Origin of the sequence: Ferroglobus sp., from assembly GCF_015521575.1 — an archaeon.
Lineage (GTDB): Archaea > Halobacteriota > Archaeoglobi > Archaeoglobales > Archaeoglobaceae > Ferroglobus.
Genome location: NZ_WANY01000262.1, coordinates 1 through 6,803, shown reverse-complemented (window position 1 = coordinate 6,803; position 6,803 = coordinate 1). Strand labels below are relative to the sequence as shown.

Sequence of the window (6,803 nt, the reverse complement as noted above, 5' to 3'; positions counted from 1 at the left end):
CTTTAACTTCTACTGGACGAACGTCGAAATAGCCTTGGCAGACGCCTATTTCATCGGAAAGGTACTCTATCCGGAGAGGTTTGCGGACATAGATGTTGAAAAGAAAGCCGACGAGATAATAGAGTTCTTCGTCGGGAAAAAGCTCTACGGAGAGCTTGCGAAAAGGTACGGGGGATTTAAAAACCTCGCTGAAGAGTTCAGATGAACTACGAAGAATTCGTTCGGAGGAAGCATTTGGTTGGAGTGACTCTCTTATTTCTCTTAGTTGCATCTACAATTTTCTCTCTTTTCTTCGTTCCGACAAACATCTCCCTTAAAGACATCTTTGAAAACGCTGCTGTGAAGAATGTGAGGTTGCCCAGAGTTATGACCGCTGTTTTCGTAGGGGCAAGTCTTGCCGTAAGTGGGGCGGTTATGCAATGCGTTTTGAGAAATCCTCTTGCCTCCTCATTCACTCTCGGGATTTCTCAGGGTGCTGCTTTTGGTGCGGCTTTTGCGATAATCTACCTTGGTGCCGGAATCCTTCACAGAACGGGGGAGGGCGTTACGATTTCAAATCCATACATCGTCCCCGTTTTCGCATTTATAGGAGCGTTGCTGAGCGTGAAAATCGTCCTTATACTTTCGAAAATCAGGGATCTATCTCCAGAGGCTATGATTTTGGCTGGAATAGCGATGGCATCTTTTTTCCAAGCTTCAACGATGTTGATCCAGTATTTTTCCCAGAATGAAGTATTGATAGCTTCGGTGGTCTTCTGGACATTTGGAGATGTGGGAAGAACGGTTTGGAGAGAGGCTGCGATAATCGCTCTTTCTTTTTTGGCGGTATTTTTAATCTTTCTAAGGAGAGCTTGGGACTATAACGCTCTTTTGAGTGGGGATGAAGTAGCCAAAACCCTCGGTGTGGATCCGAAAAGAGTGAGAGTTGAAGGGCTTCTTCTTTCTGCTTTTTTAACAGCAATCTGCGTCTCTTTTACCGGAATAATTGGTTTTGTCGGCTTAATCTCCCCCCATGTTGTGAGGATATTCTTGGGAGAAGATTACAGATTTCTTCTTCCGCTAAGTGCGGTAGTCGGATCTTTAATGCTACTATTAGCCGACTCTTTTGGAAGGGCAATCCTTTTTCCGGTTATAATTCCGGTCGGGATAGTTACCGCTTTTGTAGGAGCACCGGTTTTCATATACCTCCTTTTGAGAGGTGTTGGAAGATGATAGAGGCAAAAGAGCTTAGAGTCTCATATGGTAAGAGGCGGGCTTTAGATGGAGTTTCATTTTCACTTAGAGAGGGAGAAATGCTTTTCGTAATAGGTCCGAACGGAAGCGGAAAAACGACTTTACTAAAATCGCTTGCAAGAGTTTTAAGAGCTGAAGGGGCAATTTACATTGATGGTAAAAGTGCGTTCGAATTTAGCAGAGATGAATACGCAAAGATGGTGGGATACGTTCCGCAGAGGGGAGAGATAAGCCATCTTACGGTTTTCGATGCAGTTCTTCTTGGCAGAAAGCCTCACTTTAAATGGAGGGCTGAAAAAGAAGATTTCAGGATTGTGGAAAAAGTTCTGGAAATTTTAAATCTTAACGGGCTTGCGACGAAAAAATTAAACGAACTGAGCGGAGGGGAATTCCAACGTGTTATGATAGCGAGAGCACTTGCACAGCAGCCGAAAATTCTTCTTCTTGACGAACCGACCAACAATCTTGACATAAACAATCAAGTTGCCTTCATGAAGCTCTTGAAGAGAATAGTTAAAAAAGAAAAGATATCGGCGATCATAACGACACACGATCTGAACATCGCTTCCAATTATGCCGATAGGATAGTTATGATGAAATCGGGGAAAATTTACGCAAGTGGAGGGATCGAAATTTTAACCGAGGAGAACATAAAAGCTGTTTACGGCGTCGAAGTTGACGTGATAAAATTAAATGGGAAAGTCATCATCCTTCCAAAATGACTACAAAAAATCCTCAAGCTTCGCATCCCTTTTAACATATTTGCTCAGCGTTTTTCTTATCTCCTCCGGATTTGCCGACTTCAATCCGAAGTAATCTGCGAAGAGTTTTGTGGTTGTTAAAATCGTGTTTTTCCCCTTCTTCTCAACATTCACGAATCCCAGCTCTTTCAGCTTTTTCACGTGCTCGTAGCACTTGTTTCCCCTTATCTTAGCGAGTTCCGACAGCTTTATCGGTTGTCTTAAAGCTATTACCGCAAGAGTCCTGAGTACGCCTTTTGGTAAATCCCTTTCTATGTATTCTTCAACGTATCTCGAAAATTCTGGCTTTACTCTCATTAAATATCTCCTTCCAAGCTTTATTATCTCTAATGCGGTCTTTCTGCTGCTGTACTCTTCGATCAACCTTTCAATTTCTTCTTCCACGGCTTTTTTTTCAGCTCCTATTATTTTTGCTATCTTTTCGGCAGATATCGGCTCTGGAGATGAGAAGAGGATTGCTTCAATTGCCTCTTTCATCTATCCACCTCAGGAGGACTTCGCTTTCGAAAATTTTCTCCTGCCAGATCTCTATTTTTTTTCTGAACGCCAGATGCAAAATAGATACGTAACTCCTAACAATATCCTCACCGCAAACTTTAGAGAAGGGAATTATTTCCATTCTCTTTGCAAAATCAAAAATGATTTTTTCTGCCTCTCTAATCCACTCCTCAACGTTCTCCTCATGGGGGGTTTCGAGGGGATCTTCTCTAACATCTTTTTCTCTCCTGACTTTTCTCTTCTTTTTTCTCCTTCTTTCTTCCGCTTTTTTCAGCTCCTCTATCAAGTCCTTGAGAGTTGTGTATCTCCTCAGCTTCTTCTTCCTGCTTCCCGTTGCAATGAGAGATTTGATCACCTCGTCTTCTATGTCTTCCACCACGTATTCTTCAAACTCGAAGTCCTGAAACTCTGGCTGGAAGTATTCTTCAAAACTTTCTTCCTCCTCAACCTTTAAAAGTTCGTTTGTGAGTATTTCCGACTTCATTCTAACGAGTATGGCTGCGTAAAGCAAAACTCTCCCGGAAACTCTTAAATCGAGTTTTTTCGCTCTTTCAAGCTCTTCTAAGAACTTGTCGGCTACCTCCACAACATCGACATTCCAAGGATCAATTTCCCCCTTCTTAGCCATGTTTAGGAGGATTTCTACTGGGTCTTCGAGAGTTTGATTCCAGTTACCACCGATGAGTTATCCCTCCCGAGGGTAACGCCTATTATCGCATCAGCCTCCTCGATCATCGGCTTTCTCAGCGAAACGACAATGAACTGAGCGTTTTTCGACATCCTCTTTATCATCTTCGCTACCCTTTTAACGTTAACACCGTCAAGGAACATGTCCACCTCGTCGAAAGCGTAGAAGGGAGCCGGTTTGTAGCGTTGGATTGCCAAAATAAAAGCTAAGGCAACCAAACTCTTCTCTCCTCCGCTCATCGACTCAAGTTTTTGAATCGGCTTGTTTCTTGGCTTGACGCGCATATGTAAGCCGCTGTTGAACGGATCTTCGGGATTGTCCAAATAAAGTTCTCCCCACCCTTCCGTTAGCTCTGCGATAATCTCTTTGAAGTACTCGTTTATTCTATCAAACGTTTCGAAGAAAGTTTCCCTTTTCATTTTCTCGTACTTCTCTATTCTTTCGAGAATCTCCTCTCTTTCTCTTTCGAGAGTAAGTTTTCTCTCGAATAAGTCGTCTCTTCTCTTCTTCACCTCTTCGTATTCTTGAATTGCTTTCATGTTCACTTCTCCGAAGTCTGCAAGCTCTTTTTCAACCTTTTCGAGTTGATCAATAGCCTCTTCTTTCTTCATCTTCGGTTGTATTTCTGGATAAGTGGTAAGTTCAGCTTTAAGCTTCTCTTCGACTTCCCTTCTCGCTTTTAGCTTTTCCGTCAAAGCTACGATTCTGTATTCGATCTCTTTCTTCTGGGCTTCTTTCCTTCTCATTTTTTCGAAAATCTCATCTCTTTTTGCTCTGAGATCTTTTGCTTCTTCCTCAAGCTTGGAAACCTCTTCTTCGTAGCTTTTTAGAAGCTTTTCGAGTTCGACCTTTCTATCTTCCTTTTCTTTTATTTTCTTTCGTATATCTTCAACCCGTCTTTCAATCTCCTTGATTTCCTCCTCTCTCTCCTTTATTGAATTGTTCTTTTGACTTAGCACGAACGTGAGCTTTTCCACTTGCGTTTCTATTCTTCTGAGCGTTTCAGTTCTTACATCGTACTCGCTCTTTAGTTTTTCCAGCTCCTCCGTAAGTTTTGGAATTTCACTACCCCTTAGCTGCCTTTCGATCTTTTCCATCTCCGATGAAATTTTCGCTATTTCCTCTTCGAGTCTTTTAATTTCCTCGTTCTTTTCCGATAACTTGGTTTTCAATACTTCCTTTTCTTCTTCCTTTTCTTTCAGCTTCCTCTCGATCTCAGAAATTCGTGAGAGCATGCCCTCGAATTTCCCCTTCTTTGAGGAGATGGCATTTTGAATCTCCCTTATTTTCTCCTCAAGTTCTTCGATCTTTTTCTGGGCATCTCTCCAAGCATCCTCCGCTTTTCTCAACTCGCCGTTCAGTATCGATTTTTTCGAGTTTAACACGGTTATTTCTTCAAGAACTTCCTTTTCCTTTTTTAAAAGCTCATTGACCATCAGGATTCCAGATTTGAGTTTTTCTGGACTTCCTCCAGTCATAGCTCCGCTTTTTTCGATTAAATCGCCATCGAGAGTAACTATCCTCCTACCATCCATCAGCCTTTTAGCGTTCTCAAGATTGTCAACGACGAGGGTGTCTCTGTAAACAAAATTGAAAATCGGTCTGAACTTCTCTTCGCATCTGATTAAGTTCACCGCATAGTCTATCACACCTTTTTCTTTCAGAACTTTTTTGTCGAGGTCGATTTTTCCGAAGTTTTTTCTTATCTTGTTTAGGGGGAGAAAAGTCGCCCTACCGCCTTTTATCTCTTTTAAGTAGTTTATCGCTCTTACAGCGTCTTCTTCATTCTCAACGACTATGAAACTCAGAGCGTTTCCGGCAGCAACTTCGAGAGCTAATGCAAACTCCTGATCCACCTCTCCAAGTTGAGAGACGGTTCCGTAAACTCCCGGAAGAGCTCTTTTCTCCTTTGCTTCTAAAATTAGCTCTACTGCTTTTCCAAAGAAAGTCTCTCTCGAACTAATTTCCGTTCTAATCTTTGTCAGCTCTATTTCCTTCTCCTTTATCTTTTCCTCCAAATCAGCAAGCTCTCTTCTTATCGAGAAAATTCTCTTGTCGATCTCATTTCTGCTTTTTAACTCTGAAGATAACTGTTTCTTTAGAATTTCCAGTTCTTTTTCTTCTTTTTCAACATCTCTTTTAAGAGCTTCGATCTCTTTTTCAGCAACCCCCTTCTCCGCTGAAAGTTCAGCTGAAAACATGTCAAGCTTTCTCAAACTTTCAAGAATGACGTCTCTCTCCCTGATTACTTCATTTAGCTTAGTCTTTAACTTCTCAACCTCCTCTCTCTTCCTTAAAAACTCGTCTCTCAGTTTTCCGTACTTTTCGTCAGCTTGAGAAATTTTTATTTTTAGCAGATTTATCTTACTTTCAAGTTCTTCCTTTTCTTCTTCAACGCTCATCCTTTGGAGGGAGAGTTTTTCAAGCTCTTTGAGAACCTCGTCGATCTCATCTCTGAGTTTAGATATCTCCGAGAGAACCTTTATTTTTTTACTTTCAAGCTCCTGAATTTGAGAGCTGTAGAACTCATTTTCTTCGGAAATTTTTTCGATTTCAGCTCTTGCCTCGGAAATTTTCTTTTGAAGCTCTTTGTACTTTTCATCCATTCTTGACGAGATTTCCCTTACTATTTCTTCGAATTCCTCGTTTAGCTTCTCGACTTCTGCTTTTATTTTCGTAAACTCTTCGTGAAGCTTATCTATTTCCCTTTCACCCTCTATTATCTCCTTCGTAACCCTTTCAAGTTTTCTTAAAACTTCCTGCCTTTTGTGGGCGAGAATTTCTCTTTCGAGCTCTTCCTTCCTTTCAAGAAGACTTTTGTATCGTAGCGCCTCTTCTCTATCTTTTTCAAGAGTTTTTAACTGCTGGTCTACCTCCGCCAGAACAGCTGAAATCTTTTCTATGTTCTCCCTGACGACCTCAAGCTCTTGCAAAGCTTTTTCCTTTTTCTCATCAAACTCTGAAATTCCGGCTATATCGTCTATAATCTTTCTCCTCTGATATGGGCTCATTTCGACTATCCTCGTTACGTCTCCCTGCATTATGACGTTAGGGGTATCTTCGTAAATTCCCGCTTTTTCAAGAAGCTTTTTCACGTCCGTTAGAGAGCAAGGTTTTGAGTTTATGTAGTAGTAGCTGTAGTAGCCGCTTTCGGTGACTTTAATTCTCCTCTTCACCTCTATTTTGTTCTTCTCTCCTCTATCCTCGCTCTTGAGGATTATGCTAACCTCCGCCTCCTTTCCGTTTGAATTCAGGCTTATGAGGTCCGTCAGTTTTTCAGCTCTGAGAACTTTCGTGGAGGAAGATAACCCGAGGCAGAAGAGAATGGCATCTATGATATTCGACTTTCCGCTTCCATTCGGTCCGCTTATAACGTTAAATCCTTTGACAAAAGGAATTTCGGTTTTTCGAGAAAACGATTTGAAGTTTTTTAGCTCGATTTTTTCGATGTGCATCTCAGTCGCATATTATAATGTCGTCCCTTTTCTCTTCCTCTTTCCCTTCAACAAAATCTTCAGCCAAATCCTCTTTTTTCGGAGAAATCTCTGCTTTCAGATAAAGTACTTCATCCATTAGCGTTTTGACGGTCTTGCTGAGTTCGACGATTTTGGCTTCAATCTCCT

At 41.5% G+C, this 6,803-nt stretch carries 5 protein-coding genes and 1 pseudogene; 3 read left to right on the top strand and 3 right to left on the bottom strand.

Annotated elements, in window-relative coordinates; genetic code table 11:
• The 3 genes and pseudogenes from F7C14_RS10520 to F7C14_RS10510 all read left to right on the top strand — a co-directional run.
• Positions 1–205: pseudogene (locus F7C14_RS10520) on the top strand (iron ABC transporter substrate-binding protein); the annotation flags it as partial.
• Positions 202–1,212 (top strand): iron ABC transporter permease, encoded by a 1,011-nt coding sequence (locus tag F7C14_RS10515; protein ID WP_290902669.1) that lies wholly within the window; start codon positions 202–204, stop codon positions 1,210–1,212. The pseudogene F7C14_RS10520 and the gene F7C14_RS10515, both read left to right, overlap by 4 nt.
• Positions 1,209–1,955: an ABC transporter ATP-binding protein gene (locus tag F7C14_RS10510; protein ID WP_290902667.1), complete on the top strand. Its 747-nt coding sequence runs from the start codon at positions 1,209–1,211 to the stop codon at positions 1,953–1,955. The genes F7C14_RS10515 and F7C14_RS10510 overlap by 4 nt, the downstream gene beginning before the upstream one ends.
• Here F7C14_RS10510 and scpB read toward each other — a convergent pair whose 3' ends face one another.
• From scpB to smc, 3 genes are read right to left on the bottom strand one after another with little or no spacing between them, the layout of a single operon-like run.
• The gene (gene scpB, locus F7C14_RS10505) at positions 1,956–2,471 is read right to left on the bottom strand and encodes an SMC-Scp complex subunit ScpB (RefSeq protein ID WP_290902665.1); all 516 of its coding nucleotides are present in this window, start codon (positions 2,469–2,471) and stop codon (positions 1,956–1,958) included.
• A complete protein-coding gene (locus F7C14_RS10500; RefSeq protein ID WP_290902663.1) occupies positions 2,455–3,120 on the bottom strand; it encodes a segregation/condensation protein A in 666 nt (221 codons plus the stop codon). Before F7C14_RS10500 ends, scpB begins: the two co-directional genes overlap by 17 nt.
• A 14-nt stretch (positions 3,121–3,134) precedes the next feature.
• The gene (smc, locus tag F7C14_RS10495; RefSeq protein WP_290902661.1) at positions 3,135–6,635 is read right to left on the bottom strand and encodes a chromosome segregation protein SMC; all 3,501 of its coding nucleotides are present in this window, start codon (positions 6,633–6,635) and stop codon (positions 3,135–3,137) included.
• Positions 6,636–6,803 lie beyond the last annotated feature (168 nt).